21 protein-coding genes are annotated in these 25,372 nt (G+C 66.1%); 5 read left to right on the top strand and 16 right to left on the bottom strand.

The genetic code is table 11. The annotated features are described in order from the left end of the window. Nucleotides 1–30 precede the first annotated feature (30 nt). Nucleotides 31–1,086: a haloacid dehalogenase-like hydrolase gene (locus tag RTH46_RS06070; protein ID WP_316905304.1), complete on the bottom strand. Its 1,056-nt coding sequence runs from the start codon at nt 1,084–1,086 to the stop codon at nt 31–33. 247 nt (nt 1,087–1,333) lie between these two features. Between RTH46_RS06070 and RTH46_RS06065 the strand changes: the two genes are divergently transcribed. Then, nucleotides 1,334–2,725 (top strand): L-cystine transporter, encoded by a 1,392-nt coding sequence (locus RTH46_RS06065; protein ID WP_316905230.1) that lies wholly within the window; start codon nt 1,334–1,336, stop codon nt 2,723–2,725. 103 nt (nt 2,726–2,828) lie between these two features. Here the strand turns inward: RTH46_RS06065 and RTH46_RS06060 are convergent, their stop codons facing one another. The 4 genes from RTH46_RS06060 to RTH46_RS06045 form a co-directional block, all read right to left on the bottom strand. After that, nucleotides 2,829–5,213: a TonB-dependent siderophore receptor gene (locus tag RTH46_RS06060; protein ID WP_316905229.1), complete on the bottom strand. Its 2,385-nt coding sequence runs from the start codon at nt 5,211–5,213 to the stop codon at nt 2,829–2,831. A gap of 119 nt (nt 5,214–5,332) precedes the next feature. Next, nucleotides 5,333–6,316 (bottom strand): FecR family protein, encoded by a 984-nt coding sequence (locus tag RTH46_RS06055; protein WP_316905228.1) that lies wholly within the window; start codon nt 6,314–6,316, stop codon nt 5,333–5,335. Continuing rightward, nucleotides 6,313–6,846 (bottom strand): RNA polymerase sigma factor, encoded by a 534-nt coding sequence (locus RTH46_RS06050; protein WP_110992128.1) that lies wholly within the window; start codon nt 6,844–6,846, stop codon nt 6,313–6,315. Before RTH46_RS06050 ends, RTH46_RS06055 begins: the two co-directional genes overlap by 4 nt. A 74-nt stretch (nt 6,847–6,920) precedes the next feature. Beyond that, entirely contained in the window at nt 6,921–7,439 is a 519-nt protein-coding gene (locus RTH46_RS06045) for a dihydrofolate reductase (RefSeq protein ID WP_316905227.1), read from the bottom strand. 54 nt (nt 7,440–7,493) lie between these two features. Here RTH46_RS06045 and RTH46_RS06040 point away from each other — a divergent pair, with 54 nt between their 5' ends. Continuing rightward, nucleotides 7,494–8,885: a DUF2868 domain-containing protein gene (locus RTH46_RS06040; protein ID WP_316905226.1), complete on the top strand. Its 1,392-nt coding sequence runs from the start codon at nt 7,494–7,496 to the stop codon at nt 8,883–8,885. Next, entirely contained in the window at nt 8,878–10,236 is a 1,359-nt protein-coding gene (locus RTH46_RS06035; protein ID WP_316905225.1) for a GTPase/DUF3482 domain-containing protein, read from the top strand. Before RTH46_RS06040 ends, RTH46_RS06035 begins: the two co-directional genes overlap by 8 nt. 105 nt (nt 10,237–10,341) lie before the next feature. Here the strand turns inward: RTH46_RS06035 and RTH46_RS06030 are convergent, their stop codons facing one another. The 6 genes from RTH46_RS06030 to RTH46_RS06005 all read right to left on the bottom strand — a co-directional run bounded on the left by RTH46_RS06030 (nt 10,342) and on the right by RTH46_RS06005 (nt 18,291). Further along, the gene (locus RTH46_RS06030; RefSeq protein ID WP_153785498.1) at nt 10,342–10,893 is read right to left on the bottom strand and encodes a phosphonate degradation HD-domain oxygenase; all 552 of its coding nucleotides are present in this window, start codon (nt 10,891–10,893) and stop codon (nt 10,342–10,344) included. Nucleotides 10,894–10,977: 84 nt separating this feature from the next. Next, nucleotides 10,978–12,003, bottom strand: coding sequence for a putative 2-aminoethylphosphonate ABC transporter substrate-binding protein (locus RTH46_RS06025; RefSeq protein WP_316905224.1), 1,026 nt, complete (start codon nt 12,001–12,003; stop codon nt 10,978–10,980). A gap of 30 nt (nt 12,004–12,033) precedes the next feature. Beyond that, a complete protein-coding gene (locus RTH46_RS06020; protein WP_316905223.1) occupies nt 12,034–13,758 on the bottom strand; it encodes a putative 2-aminoethylphosphonate ABC transporter permease subunit in 1,725 nt (574 codons plus the stop codon). 1 nt (nt 13,759) lies between these two features. After that, on the bottom strand, nt 13,760–14,818 hold the full coding sequence (locus tag RTH46_RS06015; RefSeq protein ID WP_153785495.1) for a putative 2-aminoethylphosphonate ABC transporter ATP-binding protein: 1,059 nt from the start codon (nt 14,816–14,818) through the stop codon (nt 13,760–13,762). 198 nt (nt 14,819–15,016) lie between these two features. Further along, nucleotides 15,017–15,886, bottom strand: coding sequence for a LysR family transcriptional regulator (locus RTH46_RS06010; RefSeq protein ID WP_153785494.1), 870 nt, complete (start codon nt 15,884–15,886; stop codon nt 15,017–15,019). Between the two features lie 152 nt (nt 15,887–16,038). Further along, nucleotides 16,039–18,291 carry a heavy metal translocating P-type ATPase gene (locus RTH46_RS06005; protein ID WP_153785493.1) on the bottom strand — a complete coding sequence of 751 codons (2,253 nt, stop codon included), beginning with the start codon at nt 18,289–18,291 and terminating at the stop codon, nt 16,039–16,041. An 82-nt stretch (nt 18,292–18,373) separates the two neighbouring features. Between RTH46_RS06005 and cadR the strand changes: the two genes are divergently transcribed. Next, entirely contained in the window at nt 18,374–18,817 is a 444-nt protein-coding gene (gene cadR / locus RTH46_RS06000; protein WP_153785492.1) for a cadmium resistance transcriptional regulator CadR, read from the top strand. A gap of 100 nt (nt 18,818–18,917) precedes the next feature. Here cadR and RTH46_RS05995 read toward each other — a convergent pair whose 3' ends face one another. The 3 genes from RTH46_RS05995 to RTH46_RS05985 are packed head-to-tail and all read right to left on the bottom strand — an operon-like array spanning nt 18,918 to nt 21,546. Then, nucleotides 18,918–19,889, bottom strand: a complete 972-nt coding sequence (locus RTH46_RS05995; RefSeq protein ID WP_153785491.1) for a thymidylate synthase — start codon at nt 19,887–19,889, stop codon at nt 18,918–18,920. 48 nt (nt 19,890–19,937) lie between these two features. After that, nucleotides 19,938–20,747 (bottom strand): prolipoprotein diacylglyceryl transferase, encoded by an 810-nt coding sequence (gene lgt, locus RTH46_RS05990; RefSeq protein WP_110992116.1) that lies wholly within the window; start codon nt 20,745–20,747, stop codon nt 19,938–19,940. A 16-nt stretch (nt 20,748–20,763) separates the two neighbouring features. Next, a complete protein-coding gene (locus RTH46_RS05985) occupies nt 20,764–21,546 on the bottom strand; it encodes a sulfite exporter TauE/SafE family protein (protein ID WP_153785490.1) in 783 nt (260 codons plus the stop codon). A 131-nt stretch (nt 21,547–21,677) separates the two neighbouring features. Between RTH46_RS05985 and RTH46_RS05980 the strand changes: the two genes are divergently transcribed. Beyond that, complete coding sequence (locus tag RTH46_RS05980) at nt 21,678–22,424, top strand: NRDE family protein (protein WP_316905222.1); 747 nt, start codon at nt 21,678–21,680, stop codon at nt 22,422–22,424. Between the two features lie 115 nt (nt 22,425–22,539). Here the strand turns inward: RTH46_RS05980 and ptsP are convergent, their stop codons facing one another. Together ptsP and RTH46_RS05970 are read right to left on the bottom strand one after the other, a co-directional pair. Next, the gene (ptsP, locus tag RTH46_RS05975; protein ID WP_110992113.1) at nt 22,540–24,819 is read right to left on the bottom strand and encodes a phosphoenolpyruvate--protein phosphotransferase; all 2,280 of its coding nucleotides are present in this window, start codon (nt 24,817–24,819) and stop codon (nt 22,540–22,542) included. A gap of 22 nt (nt 24,820–24,841) precedes the next feature. Further along, entirely contained in the window at nt 24,842–25,321 is a 480-nt protein-coding gene (locus RTH46_RS05970) for an RNA pyrophosphohydrolase (protein ID WP_003249017.1), read from the bottom strand. Between the last annotated feature and the right edge of the window lie 51 nt (nt 25,322–25,372).

Below are 25,372 nucleotides of genomic sequence, written 5' to 3'. Positions count from 1 at the left end.
GCGGGCTTGCCCCGCGATGGCCATGACGTATTACTGAATCTGCTCCGGCGTCACGATCACCCAGTTCTTGTCCGCCGTCACCGGCAACCCTTCCTTGGCCTGGGCCGCCGCATGCTTGGCGATCATGCCGTTCAACTGGTCCATGTACTTGGCCTTGCGGTTGATCCACAGGTGGATGCCGCCCTTGCCCACATCGACGCTGTGGAACTGCATGTAGCCATCGCTGGTCGGCGTGTCGCCGCCCACCAGCACCGGTTTCTTCCATTCGTCGATATAGGTCAGGATCGCCGCCTGCTTGCCGGCCATCCAGGTCGCCGGGGTCCACAGGTACGGGGTCAGCTCCAGGCCTTCGTTGGCCTTGGGGTCATAGTGACCGGCGCTGATCTGCTTGCGCGCGGTGGTCAACTGGCCCGTGGCGCGGTCCTTGAGCAGCAGGCTCACGCCAATCACGTTCTCAGGTTTGACGTTGTAGCCGTACTTGGGGTCGGCGGCGACCATGCGCACCAGCTCTTCCGACGCCGCCGAGATCACGTACACCTCGATGCCGTTCTCCATCAGCTTGTTGTACAGCTCGGCCTGGCCAGTGAAGACCTTGGGCGGCTGCACCTCGATGCTCTTGACCTGATCCCCTTCGTAATAGGTGCTGGGGATCGGCTTGCCCGAGGCCATCAACTCGTCGACCTGCTGCTTGAGCTCCTTGAGGGTGAAGCCCGAGAACACCTGGGCCACCCACGGGTAGCAGACCATGTCGTCGATTTCGCACAGGCGGTAGTAGTAGCTGAACAGGCTCTCCTTGTGCTCGGCGGTGTCCTTGAACGGGATCAGCTTGAGCGAGGGGTCGAGCTTGTCGCGGGTCAGCAGGCCCTTGTTCTCCATGAACGGCAACAGCGACTCTTCGAGGTCGAAGCGGTAACTGGTGTTGTCCATGTCGAACACCGCGTAGTTACCCTTGTTGGCATTGGCGGCGATCATCGCGTCCAGCTTGCTGGCCGCCTCGGCGGGCCAATGCTTGAGCTCGGTGGCCGCCCAGCTGCTGGCGCTGAGCAACAGGGCCAACCCGCCGGCAAGCAGTTTCGGCGCAGACATCATGTGCAGTTCTCCCAAAGACGTGGCCGCTCAACCCTAGACCCGTTTTGTGACAACCGGACGCTCGCGACCGACCCCGACACAGCCGCAAACGCCATGTGCGTTGCCAATAACGACACGGCGTTATTCCATAAACGACTATGCAAATTCCTTTTAGGTATAAATTCGTTTGTTTTCAGGCTGTTAGCATTTCGGTTCGCAATCGCTCATCAGAGGCGATGCCTCTTCTGCTTTTTCTGGAGCTTCAATGAACCTGCCGCTGTCTCTCAACCTGCTGGCGTTCCTGGCCCTGCTGCTGGGCCTGGCGCAAACCCGCCGCACCGACTGGAGCCTGGCCAAGAAAGTACTGCTGGGCCTGGCCCTGGGCGTGAGCTTCGGCCTGGTCCTGCACACGGTCTACGGCGCCGGCCACCCGGTACTCAAAGCCACCATTGCCTGGCTCGACCTGGTCGGCAACGGCTATGTCGGCCTGCTGCAGATGATCGTCATGCCGCTGATCTTCGCCTCGATCCTCAGCGCCGTGGCCCGCCTGCACAATGCCTCGAGCCTGGGCCGCATCAGCGTGCTGAGCATCGGCACCCTGCTGCTGACCACCGCCATCGCCGCGCTGCTCGGCATCGCCCTGACCAACCTGTTCGGCCTCAGCGCCGAGGGTCTGGTGGCCGGCGTGCAGGAAAGCGCGCGGCTGCAGGCGATCCACAGCGACTACGCAGGCAAGGTCGCCGACCTCAACATCCCGCAACTGCTGCTGTCGTTCGTCCCCACCAACCCGGTGGCCGACCTGGCGCGGGCCAAGCCGACCTCGATCATCAGCGTGGTGATCTTCGCCGTGTTCCTGGGCCTGGCCGCCTTGCAACTGATCAAGGACGACAAGGACAAAGGCCAACGCGCGCTGTCGGCCATCGACGTGCTGCAAGCCTGGGTGATGCGCCTGGTGCGCCTGGTGATGAAACTCACCCCCTATGGCGTGCTGGCGCTGATGACCAAGGTGGTGGCCAGCTCCAACCTCGACGACATCCTCAAGCTGGGCAGCTTCGTGGTGGTGTCGTACATCGGCCTGGGCCTGATGTTCGTGGTGCACGGGGTGATCCTGGCGCTGACCGGCGTCAGCCCGCTGCGCTTCTTCCGTAAAGTGTGGCCGGTACTGACCTTCGCCTTCACCAGCCGCTCCAGCGCCGCCAGCATCCCGCTGAACATCGAGGCGCAAACCCAGCGCCTGGGCGTGCCGCAGTCGATCGCCAGCTTCAGCGCCTCGTTCGGCGCCACCATCGGCCAGAACGGCTGCGCCGGCCTGTACCCGGCGATGCTCGCGGTGATGGTCGCCCCGGCGGTGGGCATCGACACCTTCGACCCGCTGTGGATCGCTACCCTGGTGGCCATCGTCACCCTGAGCTCGGCCGGTGTGGCCGGCGTGGGCGGTGGTGCGACCTTCGCCGCGCTGATCGTGCTGCCGGCCATGGGCCTGCCGGTGGAACTGGTGGCGCTGCTGATCTCGGTGGAGCCGCTGATCGACATGGGGCGCACGGCGTTGAACGTGAATGGCTCGATGACTGCGGGCGTGGTGACCAGCCAGTTGCTCAAGCAGACCGACCAGCAGGTGCTGGGCGGGGATGAGCATGCCGAGCTGAGTCACTCCTGAGAAATTGCTGGGGGCGCTTTGCGCCCCTTTCGCCGGCAAGCCGGCTCCCACGGGGTCATGCATTTTCCTGTGGGAGCCGGCTTGCCGGCGATAGGGCTGCAAGTCAGTAACTGGCCCGCAACGTCAACGTCAGGTTGCGCGGCTCGCCATAGAAGTTCGACCCCCAGGCACTGTCCACCCGCTCGTAATACTTGCGGTCGAACAGGTTGTTGGCCGTGAGCGTGGACGACAGGTGCTTGTTGAAGCGATACCCCACCTGCGCGGTGGCCACGCTGTAACCACCCTGGACGAAGTCCACGTCACGCTTGTAATAGGTCTGACTGACCGCCCGCACACCGCCACCCACGCTGAAACCGTCCAACGGCCCATCCTTGAACTCGTAACGCGTCCACAGGTTGAAGTTGTGCTTGGGGGTGATGCTGATGCCCTGGTAGTTCTCCTCGTTCATCGACTTGAGCATGGTGAAGGCGTAACCGGTGCTGATGCTCCAGTTGTCGGTCAGGTTGCCGGACAGCTCGGTTTCCCAACCCTGGCTACGGACCCTGCCCTGAGCCTCGAAGTAGGCGGTGCGCTGCACCGACTGCGCACGGTTCTCGTCATAGATGCGGAACAACGCCACGCTGCCGTTCAGGCGGCCATCGAGAAACTCGCGCTTGAGCCCCAGCTCGTACTGTTCGCCCTCGCGCGGGTCGATCGGCTTGCCGCTGGCGTCCACGTCGGTCTGCGGCTTGAACACGCTGGTGTAGCTGGCGTAGGCCGAAAGCTCCGGGGTGAGCTTGGCCACCAGCGCCGCGTAAGGGATCACCTTGCGGTCGATGTTGGTCTCGGTGTTGCTGAAGTTGTCGAAGAAGGCATTGGCGTTACGCCCTTCGCTCTCGAACCAGGTCACCCGGCTGCCGAGGATCACGTCCAGCCAGTCGGTGGCGCTGATCTTGGTGCGCGCATACACACCGTACTGCTGCGACTTGACCCAGTTGCCGTTGACCATCTCGTAGTCGCGCTTGGGGATATTGATGCTGCCCGGGTCGTACACATTGATGTCGAAGTACTCCCCTCCGCCGTAGGTGAAGTCCTTGTCCAGGTGCTGGTATTCGGCGCCCACGGTCAGTTCGTGGCTGCGCCCGAACGCCTCCACCGGCAAGGTCACGAAGCTGTCCAGGCCGAGGGTCTTGATATGGGTGTAGTAGGCGTAGGCCACTGCGGAGCTGGCGCCGGTCGCCCGGTCCACCGCGCCATCGGTCCAGGTGAAGTTGCGGGTCGGGGTCTCGGCATCGCGGTAGGTCAGCGAGGTCTTGAACTGGCCGCCATTGTCCAGGGCGTGGTCCACCTCGAAGAAGCCCTCCCACACGCGCTCGTCCAACTCGTTCCACTTGGCGTCGACGAAGCTCGAGCGGCTCACATCCAGCAGCTTGCCGTCCGCATAGGCCGGCAGGCCGAACGCCGGCGTCGAGTTGTTGCGCTGATAGGCACCACCCAGGGACAGCGTGGTGGCCGGGCTCACGTCGTATTCCAGGCGGCCATAGACCATGGGCCGCTCGTTCTGCGCATGGTCGACGAACGACTGGTTGTTCTCGTAGGCGGTCACGAAACGCCCGCGCAGGGTGCCGTCGCCGTTCAGCGGGCCGGTGACATCGACAGTGGAGTGGTAGCGGTCCCAACTGCCGGCCGACAGCTCGCCGCTCAGGCCGAAGGTGCCCAGCGCACGCTTGCGCACCAGGTTGATGGTACCGCCCGGCTCCCCTGCGCCCTGGTACAGGCCGGAGGGGCCGCGCAGTACCTCGACCCGGTCGAACATCGCCAGGTCGAAGCTGGTGGCCATGTCGCCCTGCCCGGTCAGCTGCGAAACGCCGTCCACCTGCACCTGGTCGACCAGGAAGCCGCGCATGTACACATCGTTGAGGTTGGAGCCGCTGTTGTAGCTCTTGATCGTCGCCCCGGTCACCTGGCGCATGGCGTCCTGCAGGCTGTTCATGTTCTGGTCGTTCAAGCGTTGGCGGGTAACCACCGAGACCGACTGGGGGATGTCCTTGAGTTTCTGCTCGCCCTTGCCGATGGTCAGCGCACCCGTGGTGTAGGAGCCGCTGCCCTCGGTGGTGGCCCCCAGCGCGCTGCTGTCGATCTTGGTTGCGCCCAGCTGCATCGAGGTGTCGCCGGCCGCGCGCTGGCGCTCCAGGGTGACGCTGTCGGCGTCGATCACGCTGGCGCTCAGCCCGGTGCCTTGCAGCAGCCTGGCCAGTGCCTGGTCCTGTGGATAACTGCCATTGAGGCCCGACGAACGCAGGCCCTGGGTGAACTCGCCCGGCACCAGCACCTGCACCCGGGTGACTGCACTGAAGGCCGCCAGCGCCGAGTCCAGCGACTGCGCCGGGATCTCGAAACGGTAAACCTGTGCCTGCGCTGCGGCCTGCGCCTGCAGCGGCGCGGCCAGTGCTGCGCTGCCCAGCGCGATGGCCAGGCCGAGCACGGTCCGAGTGGCGGTAATCTTCATCAGTGGAGCTCCCCGAAATCGTCCAAGTCATTGAGTGGCGCTGCACCATCTGAGAGTGCTTATTATTTACGCCTGCTCATTCAAGGACGACGGACCCGCGGGAATCCCCGAAACTTTTTTCATCCCTCGCGCAGAATGCGCAAGTAAGGGGTGTATTGCTCGGCGTGGACACCCAGGGTGTGGGTCAGGGCCCGGAGCACGGCGTCCGGCTTGTCGATTTCGAACACCCCGGACACCTTGCGCTGGCGCAGGGCATCGCCCAGCACCAGGGTCTGGCCCGGCCAATAGCGGTTCAGTTCGGCCACCACTTCAGCCAGGGGCTGCTGGCTGAACACCAGTTGCCGTTGCCGCCAGGCGAACGCCCGGCCCGGCTCGAACGGGTGTACGGCCCCCGGCCCGTTGGCCGCGTACTCCACCGCCTGCCCCGGAGCCAGGAACACCCCGGGGCTTTCCCCCGCACGTACCTGTACCTTGCCCTGGGCCAATTGCACACGGGCCTGTTCGCCTTCGAGGGCGACACTGAATTGCGTGCCGACCACCCGCACCCAACCGTCGCCGGCGCGCACCACGAAGGGCCGGTCGGGGTCACGGGTCACCTCGAACCAGGCCTCGCCACGCAACAGGTGCACGCGCCGCTCGCCATGGGCCAGCTCCACCTGCAGCGCGCTGTCAGTGTTCAACTGGATACGCGAGCCATCGGCCAGCTGCACGCTGCGCGACTCGCCGGTGCCAGTGGCGTAGTCGGCACGCCAGCGGTCCAGCCAGGGCGTCTGGCTGAGCAGCAGCCCCAGCGTCAGCACCGCGGCGGCAGCACTTGCAACCCTGGGCCAGGCCCGCCGTGGCGCTGTGCGCCATTGCCCGCGCTGCTGCTCGCGCACGCGCCTGGCCGGGGCCTGCAGGGCGCCCAGCAAGGTGATCACCTCGGCCCAGGCCTGAGCCTGCTCCGGCCCCTGCAGGTGCCAGTCGGCAAACGCCTGCCGTTCGGCCGCGGTGACATCGTCGGCTTGCAGGCGGTAGTACCAGGCGGTGGCTTCGGCGAACAGCTGCTCGCTGTCGGGCATGTCGCTCATGGGGTCAATGGTGCTCTCGGGATCCTGGCTCATGGGCGTTGCCTCCCACCGTCGCCGGCCAGCTGCGCCTTGATGAAGGCACGGCAGTCGAGCAGCGCCTTGCGCAGCTGGTATTCGACGCTGCGTGGCGTGGTGTTCATGCGCTCGCCGATTTCGCGGTAGGTGCAACCGTCGACATGATAGAGCAGGAAGATGTGCCGGGTCGCCTCGGGCAAGGCCTGGATGGCGGCCTGCATCAGGGCTTGCTCCTGCTGTGCGGCCAACTGGTCTTCGGCAGCGGGAGCTTCGCTGGCCAGCTCCTCGCTCGGCTCGCCGGCGTCCAGGCGCTCACGGCGAATGGCCTGGCGCTGGTGGTCGCGCACCAGGTTGCTGGCGATGGTGAACAGAAAAGCCGACAGGTTATCGATCTGCTTGTCGGCAGGCAGCCGCGCCAGCCGCAGGAAGGACTCCTGGGTCAGGTCGGCGGCCACCTGCGCATTGCCGGTGCGCCGTGCCACGAAGGCCTCAAGGGCCTTCTTGTGCTCGGTGAACAGCCGGGCGATCTGCTTGTTCCATGAAGACACGGCACGTCCTGGCTCTAGGTCTCAAGAGGTGCGCACGCTAGCAGAAGATGAGATGAATTCGCAATTGCTGCTGATCAGCGTTTATCCCAGACCTCGAAATGGTAGGCCGGGCCATCGCCCTCGGCGGCCTGGGCCTGGCTCGAGGCCAACTGCCACCGCCCCAGGTCGTACTCGGGGAACCAGGCATCGCCCTGGGGCGACAGCTCGACCCGGGTCAGATACATGCGGCTCACCAGCCCTTTTTCCAGCGCCTGGCCGTAAAGCTGCGCGCCGCCGATCAGCATCAGCTCCTCGACGCCCTGCTCCCGGGCCCATTGCTCGGCGCGTACCAGCGCGGCTTCCAGCGACGCGAACAACTCGGCGCCGGCCAGTTGCAAGCCAGGCTGGCGGCTGACGACGATGTTCAAGCGCCCCGGCAACGGCCGGCCCAGCGAATCCCAGGTCTTGCGCCCCATGATGATCGGCTTGCCCAGGGTGGTGGCCTTGAAGTACTTGAAGTCCCCCGGCAGATGCCAGGGCATGGTGTTGTCGATGCCGATCACACGGTTCTCGGCGAGGGCCGCGATCAGGCTGAGGGGGAGTGAGGTAGTCATGGCGGCGAGGATAGCACCGGGCACGTGGGTTATGCTTGCGCCCTGACCTGTGCAATGGACGAGCTTGTGACTGCACTGACTGAACTGGACAAGCGCTGGCTCACCGAAGCGGTGCGCCTGCGCGAAGAACACGCCGGCCCCCTGGAGGACCAGGAAGCCAACCGCCGCGCCCGCCAGCAGGGTGGCGACCTGGCTACCCGCATCGAGGCCCGGGCCCTGTGGCTGGCCGAACGCGACGGCATGGCCGAGGCGCTGCGCCACTGGAAGCAAGGCGCCCGCCTGGCGTTGATGGCGTTGATGGTGCTGGCCGTGTTCAGCGGCGCCGGCCTGGGCCTTGCCGCGCTGGGCGATGGCCAGCGCCCGGTGAACGTATTCTGGGCCCTGGGCAGCCTGCTCGGGCTCAACGTTTTGCTCTTGGCCGGTTGGGCCATCGGCTTTTTCTACGCCGGCGAACAGGGCGCAACGCTGGGCCGCCTGTGGCTGTGGCTGAGCGAACGCCTGGCCCGTGATGCCAAGGCCGCGCAGCTGGCCCCGGCGCTGCTGGTGCTGTTGCAGCGCCAACGCCTGAATCGCTGGCTGCTCGGTGCCCTGGTGCATGGCCTGTGGCTGTTGGCGATGCTGGCGGCGCTGGGCATGTTGCTGGCGTTGCTGGCGACCCGGCGCTACGGCTTCGTCTGGGAAACCACGCTGCTCGCCGCCGAACCCTTCATCGCCCTCACCCACGCCCTCGGCGCCCTGCCCTCGCTGCTGGGCTTCGCCGTGCCGGACGAGGCCATGATCCGCGCCAGCGGCGACACCCTGCCGGCCCTCGACCTGGCGCGCCAGGCCTGGGCCAGCTGGCTGCTCGGCGTGGTGCTGGTCTACGGCCTGTTGCCGCGCCTGGTGCTGGCCGCGCTGTGCCTGTGGCGCTGGCGCCAGGGCCGCCAGCGGCTGGCCCTGGACCTCAACCTGCCCGGCTATGCGCAATTGCGTGAAGCACTGATGCCACGCAGCGAGCGGATCGGCGTGCAGGACGCGGCACCGGAGGCGCTCCCGCAGTTCGCGGCCGGGCAACTGGACAGCGGCAGCAGCGGCGCGCTGCTGGTGGGCCTGGAGCTGGACGACCAGCATCCCTGGCCACCAGCCCTGCCGAAAAGCGTGACCAACGCCGGCGTACTCGACAGCCGCGAATCGCGCAACAAACTGCTCGAACAGCTTGGCCGCTTCCCCCCGGCGCGCCTGGCCATCGCCTGTGATCCGCGCCGCTCACCGGACCGTGGCAGCCTGGCACTGCTCGCGGAGCTGGCGCGCAATGCCGGCGCCACGCGCATCTGGCTGCTGCAGCCACAACCCGGCCAGGCGCTGGACGCCGCGCGCCTGGGCGACTGGCACGACGCCCTCGACCGCCTGGGCCTGCCCCACGCCGACACCTCGCCGCTGACCTGGCTGGAGCATGGCCATGACTGAGCCGCTGAAACTGGCCGTGGTTGGCCACACCAACGTCGGCAAGACCTCGCTGCTGCGCACCCTGACCCGCGATGTCGGGTTCGGCGAGGTCTCGCACCGCCCCAGCACCACCCGCCATGTCGAAGGCGCGCGCCTGTCGGTGGACGGCGAGCCGCTGCTGGAGCTGTACGACACCCCTGGCCTGGAAGACGCCATCGCCCTGCTCGACTACCTCGAACGCCTCGAGCGACCAGGCGAGCGGCTCGATGGCCCGGCCCGGCTTGAGCGTTTCCTCCAGGGCAGCGAGGCGCGCCAACGCTTCGAACAGGAAGCCAAGGTGCTGCGCCAGTTGCTGGCAAGCAACGCCGGGCTGTATGTGATCGACGCCCGCGAACCGGTGCTGGCCAAGTACCGCGACGAGCTGGAGGTACTGGCCGGTTGCGGCAAGCCACTGCTGCCGGTGCTCAACTTCGTCGCCAGCCACCAGCACCGCGAGCCGGAATGGCGCGAAGCCCTGGCACGGCTGGGCCTGCACGCGCTGGTGCGGTTTGACAGCGTGGCCCCGCCGGAGGACGGCGAACGACGCCTGTACGAAAGCCTCGCCCTGTTGCTGGAAGAAGCCCGCCCGGCCCTGCAGCGGCTGATCGATGACCAGCAGGCGCAGCGCCTGGCCCGCCAGCACAGCGGCAAACGCCTGATCGCCGAATTGCTGCTCGATTGCGCCGCCTGCCGGCGCAGTGTCGAGCCCGCCGACGAAGCCAAGGCCATCGAGGCCCTGCGCCGGGACGTGCGCCAGCGCGAGCAGCGCTGTGTCGAGGCGCTGCTCAAGCTGTATGCCTTCCGCCGCGAAGATGCCGATGCCGGTGACCTGCCATTGCTGGATGGCCGCTGGGGCGATGACCTGTTCAACCCGGAAACCCTGAAGTTGCTGGGCGTGCGCCTGGGCAGCGGGGTGGCGGCGGGTGCCGCGGCCGGTGCCGGCGTCGATCTGCTGGTCGGCGGCCTGACCCTGGGCGCCGCCGCGCTGGCCGGGGCCATTGCCGGTGGCGCGCTGCAAACGGCGCGCAACTATGGCGCGCGGTTGATGGGCAAGCTCAAGGGCCAACGGGAATTGACCGTGGATGACACCGTGCTGCGCCTGCTGGCGCTGCGTCAGCAGCAGTTGATGGTGACGCTGGATAGCCGCGGGCATGCGGCGCAGGACAGCATTCGCCTGGGCGCGCTGGACGAGAAGGCCTGGCGCGAAGGCAAGCTGCCCGAGGCGCTGAGCAAGGCGCGGGCACATCCGCAGTGGTCGACGCTCAACCCGGGGGGCAAGGTGAATCAGGCAGAACGCCAGGAGCAGTTGGTGGCGTTGGTCACACAGCTTTGAGAACAGGTCCGGCCCCTTCGCGGGTAAACCCGCTCCCACAGGACCTGCACATGACCTGTGGGAGCGGGTTTACCCGCGAAGAGGCCGGTGCAGGCCATCAAAGTCTCAGAGCAATGCCAAGGCCTTCTGCTTCAGCACCATCAGGTCCATCACCGGCACCCCGACCTCCTTAGCCAGCTCATCCCACTCCCGCATCCGCAGGCTCACCGCAAACAACGGATCCCCCTCGAACGCATCCGCTTCAGCATCGCTCATCACCCCACCCTGATACCCCAGCGTGCGCCGGCTGGCCTCGCTCAGCCGGTCGTAGTACCCCGGCTGACGCAAAGTCAGGTAGCGCTTGGCCTCGACGTGGTACTCCACCAGGCGCGCCATACGCTCGCCGAAGCCGCAACGGCGCAGGTAGTCGGCGCCGAGGCGTTCGTGGCTGACCACGCCATAGCCGCCCATGCTGGCTTCGCCTTCACCCAGCAAGTGACCGATGTCGTGGAAGAACGCCGCCAGCACCACTTCGTCGTCATGGCCCTCAGCCATAGCCAGTTGCGCGGCCTGGGACATATGTTCGAGCTGGGTGATGGCTTCGCCGATGTAGTCTGCGCTGCCGTGGTGTTCATAGAGGGCGAAGGTGTTGTCGATGGTCTGGTGCGAATTGGGCATCGTGTTTTCCTTTGAAGACGTCATCGCGGGGCAAGCCCGCTCCTACGGGCGTCGTGGGAGCGGGCTTGCCCCGCGATGGGGCCCTTACTGCTGGGCGACTTTCTCCGACTTGCCGTCATAGCGCTTGCGCCATTCGCTGAGGATCTCGTCGCGGTTCTTCGAGGCCCAGGCGAAGTCATTCTTGATCAGGCGCTGCTCGTAGTCCGCCGGCAACTCGGTCTGAGGCTTGGCGATGCCCGGTGCGGCGAGCACGGCGAAGTTCTCTTTGTATAGCTCCATCGCGGCGGGGCTGGCGGAAAAATCTGCCAGGCGCCTGGCCGCATCGGCTTTCGGCGAGCCCTTGATCACGGCAGTGGCCTCGATCTCCCAGCCCAGGCCTTCCTTCGGCAGCACGATGTCCAGCGGCGCGCCCTGGCGCTTGAGCTGCACGGCCGGGTACTCGAACGAGATGCCGATCGGGAACTCGCCGGCGGCGGCCAGCTTGCACGGCTTGGAGCCGGAATGAACGTACTGGCCGATGTTCTGGTGCAGGGCGTCCATGTAGGCCCAGCCCTGGGGCTCGCCGAAGGTCTGCAGCCAGGCGCTGACATCCAGGAAGCCGGTGCCGGACGAGGCCGGGTTGGGCATGACGATCTTGCCCTTGTACTCGGGCTTGGTCAGGTCCTGCCAGCTCAGCGGCTTGGTCAGGCCCTGCTTTTCAGCCTCGACGGCGTTGAAGCAGATGGTCGCAGCCCACACGTCCATGCCCACCCAAGCCGGCGGGTTGGCGGCGTCGCGGTAGTTGGGCGAGATCTTGCCCAGGTCTTTCGGCGCATAGGCGTCGAGCATGCCGTTCTGGTCGAGGATGGCCAGGCTGGAGGCGGCCAGGCCCCACACCGCGTCGGCCTGCGGGCGGTCTTTTTCGGCCAGCAGCTTGGCGGTGATGATGCCGGTGGAGTCACGCACCCACTTGATCTCGATGTCCGGGTTGGCCTTCTCGAAGGCCTGCTTGTAGCTCTTGAGCTGCTCGGCCTCAAGGGCGGTGTAGACGGTCAGCTGGGTGGCGGCAGCCGAGGCCTGCAGGCTGAACACAGCGGATACGGCAGCGGCAAGTGCGAGGGGCTTGAACATGGTGCGGTTCCTATCGTTGTGGGCAGTCGGTCAATGGCCGGGGGCGCGTTGGCGCCAGGCCTGGGAGCGGCGCAGCAGGCCGCGTGAAGCAGCGGCCAGCAGCAAAGAGGCGGCGGCGCTGGTGAGCAGGATCAGGGTGGACATGGCGGCGGCGCCGCCGACGTTGCCAGCGTCATCCATGTTCAGCACGGCGACGGCGGCGAGGATGGTGTCGGGGCTGTAGAGGAAGATCGCCGCCGACACGGTGGTCATGCCCGAGACGAACAGGTAGCGGACGATGTCCAGCAGCGCTGGCAGGCAGATCGGTACGGTGACGCGCATGAAATGCTTGTACAGCGGCGCCTTGAGCGACAGGGCGGCGGCTTCGAACTCGCCGTCGAGCTGGCGCAGGGCGGTGGTGGCGGTCATCTGCGCGGTGGTCAGGTAGTGGGCGATGGTGCACACCACCAGCAGCGCCATGCTGCCGTAGAACACATGCAGCGGGTTGCCGTTGAGGTTGAAGAAGAACACGTAGCCCAGGCCGAGTACCAGGCCGGGCACGGCCATGGGAATGAAGCTGAGCAGACGCAGGGCCTGGTTGAGCAGGCGTTGGCCTTGGGTCTTCTCCATCAGGTAGGCGCCGCTGAAGATCACCACGCTGCCGATCAGCGCGGTGCACAGGGCCATGGTCACGCTGTTGCGGTAGGCCAGCCAGCCGCCACCGGCGGTGTCGTCGAACTGGTAGTGGTTGAGCGACAGCGACAGGTTGTAGGGCCAGAACTTGACCAGCGACGAATACACCGCCATGCCGATCACCGCCAGCAACGCCGCGCACACCAGCAGCACCAGGGCCAGGAAGCAGGCATCGCGCAGCCTGCAAGGCTTGGGCTCGAACACCTGGGCCCGGCCGCTCATGGCATCGCCCTGGCGGCGACGCAGCCAGGCATCGACCGCAAAGCTGAGCAAGGCCGGCACCAGCAGCACCATGCCGATCAGCGCGCCACGGCCGAACTGTTGCTGGCCAACGACGGCCTTGTAGGCCTCCAGCGCCAGCACCTGATAGTCGCCACCGACCACCACGGGCACGCCGAAGTCGGTGATGGTCAGGGTGAACACCAGGCAGAACGCGGCGAACACGGCTTGGCGCGTGGCCGGCCAGGTGATGCTGAAGAAGGCCCGGGCTGGCCCGGCGCCCATGCTCGAGGCGGCGTCGAACAGCCGGGCATCGGCCAGCGACAGCGCCGACAGCAGGATCATCAGGGCATGGGGGAAGGTGTAGATGGCCTCGCCGAGGACGATGCCCCAGAAGCCGTAGATGTTGTCGCTGAGCAGCCCGCGCAGCAGGCCCTGGTTGCCGAACAGGTACACCAACGCGATGGCCGGCAGCATCGACGGCGCCAGCAGCGGCAGCAAGGAAATGCCGCGCCACAGGCCCTTGGCCGGGATCAGCGTGCGTTGCAGGGCATAGGCGAACAGGTAGGCCAGCGGCACGACGATGGCCGCGACGGTAAAGGCCACCGACAGGCTGTTGCCGAGCAGCCAGTGGAAGTTGGCGCTGGCGAACAACTCGCGGGCTGCCACCAGGCCACCGCCCTGGCCGGCATCGGCACTGAAGCCTTTCCAGAAGATCGCCAGCAACGGCATCAGCACCGCCAGCACCAGCAGGGTCAGCAGCAGGCTTTTGCCACCTACGACGAACAGGCGGTCACCGAAGGCGACGCCACTGCGCGGCGCGGCCTTGGCGGTGTTCAGGGGCAGGGTCATGGGCGCGGCCATCTCAGGCAAACACCTGCAGGCTCTGCGGTGGCAGGGCCACCCAGATGTCTTGCGAGCCCAGACGCGGCATGGCTTCTGGGGCCAGCTCGGCGAGCAGAGCATGGCCCGGCAGGGCCTTGAGCTCGAAGCTCATGCGGCAGCGGTTGCCGAGGAAGGTGATCTCGCGGACCTTGGCCGGGAACAGGTTTTCCTCGTGCACCACCGGGTTGACGGTGATCGCCTCGGGGCGACAGAACAAGCGGCCGCTGCTGGCACGGCCGGCGTTGGCCGCCAGGCGCATGTTCATGCTGCCGACCTGGGCATGACTGTCGCTGCTGCGCTGGAACGGCAGCCAGTTGCCCTGGCCGACGAACTCAGCGACGAACGGCGTGGCCGGCTGGTCGTAGATTTCCTGCGGGGTGGCGTACTGCTCGACCTGGCCGTTGTTCATCACGGCGATGCGGTCGGCCATCAGCATGGCCTCGTCCTGGTTGTGGGTGACCATCAGCGTGGTGATGCCCAGTTGGCGCTGCAGCTGGCGCAGTTCGGTGCACAGGTGCTCGCGCACCCGGGCGTCGAGTGCCGACATCGGCTCGTCGAGCAGCAGCAGCGATGGCTTGGGTGCCAGGGCACGGGCCAGGGCCACGCGTTGCTGCTGGCCGCCGGAGAGTTGGCCGGGGTATTTCTTTTCGCTGCCCGACAGGCCGACCAGTTCGAGCATCTCGCTGACACGCTCGCGCACCTGGTCACGGCTGCTGGCGGTCAGGCCGTAGGCGATGTTGGCTTCGACGGTGAGGTTGGGGAACAGCGCGTAGGACTGGAACAGGATGCCGTAGTCACGGGCCTGGGGCGGCAGCTCGGAGATATCGCGGTCGCCGATGTACAGGCTGCCGCGGTCCTGGCGTTCCAGGCCGGCGATGCAGCGCAGCAGGGTGGTCTTGCCGCAGCCCGAGGGGCCGAGCAGGCACACCAGCTCGCCAGCGGCGATGTCCAGGGACACGTCGTTGAGCGCGGTGAAGGCACCGAAGCGTTTGTGGATGCCGCGCACTTTCATCTGTGCGCCCGGGGTGACGTGGTTCATGGCAGGTCCTCATCGAAGCGATGGGGGCCATGCTAGGCAGGCTGTGCGAAGGTTCTGTGGCGTTGGGGCAAAAGCCGGTGATAGTGGTATAGGCAGATTTGGTAGTGGCCATACCGGCCCTATCGCGGGGCAAGCCCGCTCCCACGCAGTCTGCGTATTGGCTGCGTGGGAGCGGGCTTGCCCCGCGATAGGGCCCTGTCAGAATTGCGAACCAACGACCTCCTGCGCCACCCCCAGGAACGCCGCCGGCAACCGCGCCTGGCGGCGCTCCTTCAGGCAATACAGGTATTCATGCATCACCGGCGCATCCTCCAGCGCCAGCACCCGCAACTCGGGGTTATGCGGCACCTCATGGCGGGCAATGATGCTGATGCCGATATTGCGCAGCACCGCCTCGCGGATCGACTCACGGCTGCCGATCTCCAGCAGCGCCCCGGCCTTCACCCCGGCGTCCTGCATCATCTGCTCGGTGAGCTTGCGGGTGGTCGAACCCTTCTCGCGCATCAACAGGCAATGCCCGGCCACCACGTCGATCGACACTGCCTGGCGCTGTGCCAGGGGATGGTTGCGGTGCACCGCCAGCACCAGCGGGTCGGTGCCCAGCACCCGGCGTACCAGGCGTGCGTCTTCCAGCAGTTGCGACGAGGCGGCGATGTCCACCCGGTAGTCCTCGAGCATTTCCAGCACCTGCTGCGAGTTGCCGATCTCCACCGCCACCTCGACCTGGGGCAGGCGCTCGCGGAAGATCTTCACAAGGTCCAGGATGTAGTACGGCGCGGTGGCGGCGATGCGCAGGCTGCCCTGGGCTTGGCCGCTGTTGCGCAGTTCGAACTCGATGTCGGCTTCCTGCTGCAGCAGTGCCTTGACCATCGGCAGCAGGCGCACGCCCTCCTCGCTCAGCACCAGGCGCCGGCCGCCACGGTAGAACAGCTCGACGTTGTACTGGCTTTCGAGGTTGCGGATCTGCGTGGTTACGGTGGGCTGGCTGAGCCCGAGCTTCTTGGCCGCCAGGGTGATGCTGCCTTGGCGGGCCACCATGTAGAAGGCTTTGAGCTCGGCGCTGAGCATTGTGGATAACCTCTTGTGGAACAGTTGCATGAACTGTGGGAGCGGGCTTGCCCCGCGATACCGGCGCTGCCGCGCCATTCCATCGCGGGGCAAGCCCGCTCCCACGTTGCCACGTTGCCACGTTGCCACGTTTAGCAGAGCTGAGCGCTGTGCTACTTGCGCAGCAGGCGCAGGCCGTTGAACACCACCAGCAGGCTCACGCCCATGTCGGCGAACACTGCCATCCACATGGTGGCCATGCCGGCGAAGGTGATTGCCAGGAATATCGCCTTGATCCCCAGGGCCAGCACGATGTTCTGGGTGAGGATCGCCGCACTTTGGCGCGACAGCCTGACGAACGCCGGGATTTTGCGCAAGTCGTCGTCCATCAGCGCCACGTCGGCGGTCTCGATGGCGGTGTCGGTACCGGCGGCAGCCATGGCGAAGCCGATCTCGGCGCGGGCCAGGGCCGGCGCGTCGTTGATGCCGTCACCGACCATGCCGACCCGGTGGCCCTCGGCATACAGGCGCTCGATGGTGGCGAGCTTGTCCGCCGGCAGCAGGTTGCCCTCGGCGCGGTCGATCCCCACCTGGGCGGCGATGGCCTGGGCAGTATGGGGATTGTCGCCGGTGAGCATGACCGTCTTGATACCCAGCTCATGCAGTTCGGCGATGGCCTGGCGGCTGCTGTCCTTGACCGTGTCGGCCACGGCGAACAGCGCCAGCGGGCCGCTGCGGTCGAGCAGCAGCACCACGGTCTTGCCCTGGCGCTCCAGCTGGTCGAGCTCGGCCTCGAGCTGCGCCGAGCACAGGCCCAGTTCCTCGACCAGGCGATGGTTGCCCAAGTGGTAGGTTTCACCGTCGATGTCGCCGCGCACGCCACGGCCGGCCAGGGCGGCGAACTCGGTGACTTCGCTCAGTGCCAGGCCTTGCCCCTTGGCGAAGAGCGCGATGGCGCCGGACACCGGGTGGTCGGAGCGGTCGGCGAGGCTTGCCGCCAGCGCCTGGGCGCGGCCTTCGAACAACGGGTCGAGCACCTTGCTGTCGGTCTGTACCGGTTTGCCGTGGGTGATGGTGCCGGTCTTGTCCAGGGCCAGGAAGTCGAGCTTGCGCCCACCTTCCAGGTACACTCCGCCCTTGATCAGGATGCCCTTGCGCGCCGCGGCGGCCAGGCCGCTGACAATGGTCACCGGGGTGGAGATCACCAAGGCGCAGGGGCAGGCCACCACCAACAGCACCAGGGCGCGGTAGATCCAGTCGAACCAGGCGCCGGCCATGAACAGCGGTGGGATGATCGCCACGGCCAGGGCCACGGCGAACACCACCGGGGTGTAGATGCGCGAGAACTGGTCAACGAAGCGCTGGGTCGGCGCACGGGCGCCCTGGGCCTCCTCGACCGCCTTGATGATGCGTGCCAGGGTCGACTGGCCGGCTCCCGCAGTGACGCGGTACTCCAGCGAACCGGCCTGGTTGATGGTGCCGGCGAACAGCTTGTCGCCCACGCCCTTCTCGACCGGCAGGCTTTCGCCGGTGATCGGTGCCTGATCGACGCTGGATTGCCCACTGACCACCTCGCCGTCCAGGCCGATTCGCTCACCCGGGCGTACCCGCACCAGGGCGCCTAGCGTCACCTGGCGCACCTCGACTTCGCGCCACTGCCCGTCAGCCTGCTGCACGGTCGCCATGTCCGGCGCCAGTTGCATCAGGCCTCCGATCGCGTTGCGCGCACGGTCCAGCGAGCGGGCCTCGATCAGTTCAGCCACGGTGAACAGCACCATCACCATGGCCGCTTCCGGCCACTGGCCGATCAGCACCGCGCCAGTCACGGCGATGCTCATCAGCGCGTTGATGTTGAGGTTGCGGTTCTTCAGGGCGATCCAGCCCTTCTTGTAGGTGCCCAGGCCGCAGCCGAGGATGGCGACCAGGGCCAATGCTGCGACCACCCATTCCGGCGCCTTGCCAGAGAAGTGCACGAGCTCGGCGGCGATCGCGGCCACACCGGACAATGCCAGCGGCCACCAACGGGTCTTGGCGGCAGGCGCGGCGCTGGCCTCGTCATCACCGCTCAGCGGCTCGGCCTGCATGCCCAGGCTGTCGATGGCGCGCTCGATCTCGGCAGTGCCGTCGAGGGTGTGGCGCACGCCCAGCACGCGGTTGATCAGGTTGAATTCCAGCTGTTCGATGCCGGCCATCTTGCCCAGCTTGTCCTGGATCAGGGTCTGCTCGGTCGGGCAGTCCATGGCCTGGATGCGGAAGCGGCTGAGCTGCGCCCCGGCGCTGGCCTTTTCGGTCAGTTGCACCAGGGCCGGCGCGGCACTGGCCCCGCAGCAGCTGTGGGCGTGGGCTTCATGGCGATGGCCTTGGTCGCCATGCGCGTGGTCATGGGCGTGGTCATGCTTGTGTTCGGGGCTGACAGGCTGGTTCATGGGTTTGTCCTTAAAGGGAGCCTGTTGCCAAGTGAACACCCTGTAGCCACTATAGGGTCAAGCCCTCTGCAGGAGAATTGCCATGAAGATCGGAGAACTGGCCAAGGCCACTGATTGCGCCGTGGAGACCATTCGCTACTACGAGCGTGAGCAGTTGCTGCCCGAGCCCGCCCGCACCGATGGCAACTACCGGCTGTATACCCAGGCCCACGTGGAGCGGCTGACGTTCATCCGCAACTGCCGCACCCTGGACATGACCCTCGACGAGATCCGCAGCCTGCTACGCCTGCGCGACAGCCCGGAAGGCTCGTGCGGCAGCGTCAATGCGCTGATCGACGAGCATATCGAGCATGTGCAGGCGAGGATCGATGGGTTGCTGGCGCTGCAGACGCAGCTGGTGGAGCTGAGGCAGCAGTGCAATGCGCAGGGGGCGGAGTGCGCGATTCTGCAGCAGCTGGAGACCAATGGGGCGGTGTCTGTACCGGAGACCGAGCATTCCCATGTGGGGCGTAGCCATGGGCATTGAGGCCAAAAGCATCGCGGGGCAAGCCCGCTCCCACGCAGACTGAGTATGCGTGGGAGCGGGCTTGCCCCGCGATAGCGTCTGCTCAGGCGATGAGGATCTATCAGACCGCCATCGGCGCCGTCATCGGCGCATGGTGCTCATAGCCTTCCAGCCAGAAATCACTCGGCTCGATCTTCTCCAGCCACTCCGGCTCGTACTTGCCGGTCTCGGCAAACGCCGGCACCCGATCACTGATCACCAGCTTCGGCGCCGCCAGCGGCTCGCGCTTCATCTGCTCGTTGAGCATGTCCAGGTGGTTCTCGTACACATGGGCATCGCCGATGAAGTAGGTGAACCAGCGCGGGGTGTAGCCGGTCAGGCGGCCGAACAGCGACAGCAGCGCGGCGCCTTCGGTGAGGTTGAACGGCGTGCCCAGGCCCAGGTCGTTGGAGCGGATGTAGAGGGTCAGGGAGATTTCCCTGGTCTCGACATTCGGGTGGAACTGGTACAGCAGGTGGCACGGCGGCAGGGCCATCTCGTCAAGCTGGGCGCAGTTCCAGCCGTGGAACAGGATGCGGCGGCTGCCCGGGTCGTTGGCGATGGTGTCCAGGCACTGGCGCACCTGGTCGATGGCCTTGTACAGGATGACGAACGCCTGGCCGTCTTCCTCGTCCTGGGCGATCTGGCGGAAACCGGCCTTTTCGGCCATTTCGATGGCGGCCGGGTTGCTCAGCGCGATGCGCTTGTAGCCCGGCCACTGGCGCCATTGCACACCGTAGATTTCGCCAAGGTCGTCATGCCCCAGGCGGAACGGGTTGGCCAGCCACTGGGCGTTTTCGTTGGCGTTCTGGTCCCAGACCTTGCAGCCCAGTTCGCGGAACTCGCCGGCGTTCTTCACGCCACGCAGAAAGCCCACCATCTCGCCGATCGCCGACTTGAAGGCCAGCTTGCGCGTGGTGATGGCCGGGAAGCCTTTTTGCAGGTCGAAACGCAGCATGGCGCCCGGCAGGCTGATGGTGCGGGTGCCGGTGCGGTTTTCCTGCAGCGTGCCGTTGTCGATGACGTCACGGACCAGATCTAGATACTGTTTCATCGCATACCTGTAACAAGAACGGCAGGGGGATCGCCCCTGCCGTGGGAATCAGACGGCGGCCTTGGCCGTAGGTTTACGGTTGTAGGCCCACCAGATCAGGAAGATGCCGCCGACGATCATCGGCACGCAGAGCAACTGACCCATGGTCAGCCAGCCAAAGGCAATGTAGCCCAGCTGGGCGTCCGGCACCCGCACGAATTCCACGATGAAGCGGAAGATGCCGTAGAACAGCGCGAACATGCCGGAAACGGCCATGGTCGGGCGCGGCTTGCGCGAGTAGAGCCAGAGGATGACGAATAATGCCACACCTTCCAGGGCGAACTGGTACAGCTGCGACGGGTGACGCGGCAGTTGCGCCGGGTCGCTGAACGGAGGGAAGACCATGGCCCACGGCACGTCGGTGGCCTTGCCCCACAGTTCGGCGTTGATGAAGTTGCCGATGCGCCCGGCGCCCAGGCCGATCGGCACCAGCGGTGCGACGAAGTCCATCAGCTCGAAGAACGACTTGTTGTTGCGCTTGCCGAACCACAGCGCCGCCAGCATCACGCCGATGAAGCCGCCGTGGAACGACATGCCGCCCTTCCACACTTCGAAGATCAGCGTCGGGTTGGCCAGGTACTGGTGCAGGTCGTAGAACAGCACGTAGCCCAGGCGTCCGCCAACGATCACACCCATCGACAGCCAGAACACCAGGTCGGACAGCTTCTCGCGGGACCAGGTGGGGTCGAAACGGTTGAGCCGGCGCGAGGCCAGCAGCCAGGCGCCGCCGATGCCGATCAGGTACATCAGGCCGTACCAGTGGATTTTCAGCGGCCCGAGGGCCACGGCCACGGGATCTATCTGCGGGTAAGGCAGCATGGATTTTCCTCTTGGTTCAAATCAGAAAACTTAAGCCGACGCAGAACAGCAGCGCGGCGAACAGACGTTTGAGCAGGCGCGGCGACAGCTTGTGCGCCAGGCGCGCGCCATAGCGGGCAAAGAACATGCTGGTCACGGCGATACCGACCAGCGCGGGCAGGTAGACGTAACCCACGCTGTGGGCCGGCAGGTGTTCTTCGTGCCAGCCGAGCCACATGAAACTCAGCGCACTGGCCAGGGCGATCGGCAGGCCGCAGGCCGACGAGGTGGCCACGGCCTTCTGCATGGGCAGGCTGCGCCAGGTCAGAAACGGCACGGTCAGCGAGCCACCGCCGATGCCGAAGATCGCCGAGGCCCAGCCGATCACGCCGCCGGCGCCGATCAGGCCAGGCTTGCCAGGAATGCCACGGCTGGCCTTGGGCTTGAGGTCCAGGGCCATCTGCACGGCGATCACCAGGGCGAACACGCCGATGATCTTCTGCAGCATCGGGCCCTGGATCAGCGAGGCCGTCTTGGCCCCCACCAGCGCGCCGAGCAGGATGCCCACGGCCATCCAGGTGAAGATCGGCCACTGCACCGCGCCTTTGCGCTGGTGCTCGAGCACGGCGTTGATCGAGGTGAACACGATGGTGGCCAGCGAGGTACCGACCGCCAGGTGGGTGAGGACCGCAGGGTCGAAGCCTTGCAAGGTGAAGCTGAACACCAGCACCGGCACGATGATGATGCCGCCCCCCACGCCGAACAGCCCGGCCAGCACGCCGGCGCAGGCACCCAACAGCAGATAGAGTACGAATTCCATTCGTGGCCCCTGTGGAAAACAATCCGGCATGGTAACGGAAGCCAAGCCCGGCGCTCTAGTGAAGTCTGTGTCAGGTGATGGATCGGCTCCTCCGGCGCGGGTAGAGTGGCCGAAAACACAGGGGACAACCTATGTGCCTGATCGTATTCGCCTGGCGGCCGGGTACCGCCCGGCCACTGATCGTCGCGGCCAACCGCGACGAGTTCCATGCCCGCCCGACCCAGGCCCTGGGGGCCTGGGAGGATGCACCAGGGGTGTACGCCGGGCGTGACCTGGAGGCCGGCGGCACCTGGCTTGGCGTGGGGCCGCAGGGGCGCTTCGCCGCGCTGACCAATATCCGAGACCCGCGCCAGGCGCTGGGGCCACGCTCGCGGGGCGAGCTGGTGGCGGCTTTTCTGCAGGGCGAACTGGGGGTAGAGGCGTATCTGGATTCGGTCGCCAGCCGCAGCGGGCAGTACTCCGGGTTCAACCTGCTGGTCGGGGATGCCGGGCAACTGGGCTACCTGCATGCCCGGGACGCGGCGCCGCGCTTGCTGGAGCCGGGGGTCTACGGGCTGTCGAATGCCGGGCTGGACACGCCGTGGCCCAAGCTGGTCAAGGCGCGCAGCGGGCTTGAGAAGCTGCTCGAATCAGCTGAGCCCGAACAACTGCTGAGTTTGCTGGCCGACGGTGAGCCGGCCTCGGACAGCGAACTGCCGGAAACCGGCGTGGGGCTGGCCACCGAGCGGTTGCTGTCGAGCGTGTTCATTGCCAGCCAGAACTACGGGACGCGGGCGAGTACGGTGCTGATTGTGGATGAACGAGGGCGGCGGCGCATGGTGGAGCGCAGTTTCGGGCCGTTTGGGGGGCATCTGGGGGAGGTTGAAGTGCTGGTTTGATGGTTCTGATCGCCCGTGCGGGCCTCTTCGCGGGTAAACCCGCTCCCACAGGGCTTGCACATAACCTGTGGGAGCGGGTTTACCCGCGAAGAGGCCCGCACAGGAAACCTCACTTTCAGAGGGTCTTGTTGGCCCCAGGCCCAATCATCCGCGCCAGCCCCAGGTTCTTCAGCGCCAGCTGCAGCGAGCTGTGGATAACCTGCGGGTTGTCATGGCTCATGGCATCGACCAGCAGCTCCTTGGCCTTGCTCATGTTGATCTGGCGCAGCATCCATTTCACTTTCGGCAAGTTGGTGGCGTTCATCGACAGGCTATCGAAGCCCATGGCCATCAACAGGATCGCCGCTGCCGGGTCGCCCGCCATCTCGCCACAGATGCTCACCGGCTTGCCTTCGCCATGGGCGTCGCGCACCACGGTGTTAAGCGCTTGCAGTACGGCCGGGTGCAGGTAGTCATAGAGGTCGGCGACCCGCGGGTTGTTGCGGTCGACCGCCAGCAGGTACTGGGTAAGGTCGTTGGAACCGACCGACAGGAAGTCCACCTGCCGCGCCAGCTCCTTGGTCTGGTACACCGCTGCGGGGATTTCCACCATTACGCCCACCGGCGGCATCGGCACGTCGGTGCCCTCGTCGCGGACTTCGCCCCAGGCACGGTGAATAAGGTGCAACGCCTCTTCCAGCTCGTGGATACCGGAAATCATCGGCAGCAGGATGCGCAGGTTGTTCAGGCCCTCGCTGGCCTTGAGCATGGCGCGGGTCTGGACCAGGAAGATTTCCGGGTGGTCGAGGGTGACGCGGATGCCGCGCCAGCCGAGGAACGGGTTCTCTTCCTTGATCGGGAAGTACGACAGCGCCTTGTCGCCACCGATGTCGAGGGTGCGCATGGTCACCGGCAGCGGGTGGAACGCCTGCAGCTGCTCACGGTAGATCGCCAGCTGCTCTTTCTCGCTGGGGAAGCGCTGGTTGATCATGAACGGCACTTCGGTGCGGTACAGGCCGACCCCCTCGGCGCCACGCTGCTGGGCGCGCGCCACGTCGGCGAGCAGCCCGGTGTTGACCCACAGCGGCATGCGGTGGCCGTCCGGGGTGATGCACGGCAGCTCGCGCAGGGCATCGAGCCCTTGGGCCAGCTGGCGCTCCTCCTCGACCACGTCGCGGTACTGCTTGCGCAGCACTTCGCCGGGGTTGGTGTAGACCTCGCCCTTGTAGCCGTCGACGATCAGCTCGATGCCATCGACTTTCGAATACGGCAGGTCGACCAGGCCCATGACCGTGGGGATGCCCATGGCCCGGGCGAGAATCGCCACGTGGGAGTTACCCGAACCGAGTACCGAGACCAGGCCGACCAGCTTGCCTTCCGGCACCTCGCCGAGCATGGCAGGGGTCAGCTCTTCGCTGACCAGGATGGTGTTGTCCTGGTACACCAGCGACTGCGAACGGGCTTCCTGCAGGTAGGCGAGCAAGCGGCGGCCGAGGTCCTTGACGTCGGAGGCGCGCTCGCGCAGGTAGTCGTCGTCCATCAGTTCGAAGCGGTTGACGTGCTCGCCAACCACCTGGCGCAGGGCACCCTGTGCCCACTGGCCGGTCTTGATGACCTCGGTCACCTCGCCACCGAGGGCGGCGTCCTCGAGCATCATCAGGTAAACGTCGAACAACGCGCGCTCTTCCGGGCGCAGCTGGGTGGCCAGTTTGGCCGACAGCTTGCGCATGTCTTCGCGCACGCCTTCGAGGGCGTTGTTGAACAGCTTGAGTTCGTTGTCGATGTCTTCGACGGTCTTGTCCGGCACCACTTCCAGATCAGCCGGCGGCAGCATCACCACGGCACGGCCGACCGCAGCCCCTGGCGAGCCCGGCACACCGACGAAGCGCGCCTCCTGGATGCCCTTGCCCTGGCGGCCCAGGCCGCGGATCGAGCCGGTGGCCTCGGCATGGGCGATAACCCCGGCGAGCTGGGCGCTCATGGTGACCAGGAAGGCTTCCTCGCCTTCATCGAACTGGCGGCGCTCTTTCTGCTGGATGACCAACACCCCGACCACGCGGCGGTGGTGGATGATCGGTGCACCGAGGAAGGAGGCGAATTTTTCTTCGCCGGTCTCGGCGAAGTAGCGGTAGCGGGGGTGGTCGGCGGCGTTTTCCAGGTTCAGCGGCTCTTCCCGGGTGCCGACCAGACCGACCAGGCCCTCGTTGGGGGCCATGCTGACCTTGCCGATGGAGCGCTTGTTGAGGCCTTCGCTGGCCATCAGCACGAAGCGGTTGGTCTCGGGATCGAGCAGGTAGACCGAGCAGACCTGGCTGCCCATGGCTTCCTTGACGCGCAAGACAATGATACCCAACGCCGTCTTGAGATCTTTGGCGGAGTTCACTTCCTGGACGATCTTGCGCAGCGTATTGAGCATGGCTCGGGGTCGGACTCCGTCGTCAGTCGCGCGTCAGCAGGCGCGGGGCTAGCTCTTTCAGGGCGCGTCGGTAGACCTCGCGCTTGAATGTCACCACCTGGCCCAGCGGATACCAGTAGCTGACCCAACGCCAGCCGTCGAATTCCGGTTTGCCAGTCAGGTCCATGCGCACCCGTTGCTCATTGCTCACAAGGCGCAGCAGGAACCACTTTTGCTTCTGGCCGATGCACAGCGGCTGGCTGTGGGTGCGCACCAGGCGCTGGGGTAAACGATAACGCAACCAGCCACGGGTGCAGGCAAGAATTTCCACATCGTCGCGCTCAAGGCCGACTTCTTCATTCAGCTCGCGGTACAGGGCGTCTTCCGGCGTCTCGTCAGGGTTGATTCCGCCCTGGGGAAACTGCCAGGCATCCTGGTTGATCCGCCGAGCCCATAGCACCTGCCCGGCATCATTCGTAAGAATGATCCCGACATTGGGGCGAAAACCATCGGGGTCGATCACGGCAGCAACCTCGCAAACGCATGTCGCGGCATTGTTCCACAAAGCTTGCGA

Origin of the sequence: Pseudomonas sp. zfem004 (assembly GCF_032621715.1) — a bacterium.
Taxonomy (GTDB): Bacteria; Pseudomonadota; Gammaproteobacteria; order Pseudomonadales; family Pseudomonadaceae; genus Aquipseudomonas; species Aquipseudomonas sichuanensis.
This window is presented reverse-complemented; position numbering and strand designations above follow the sequence as displayed.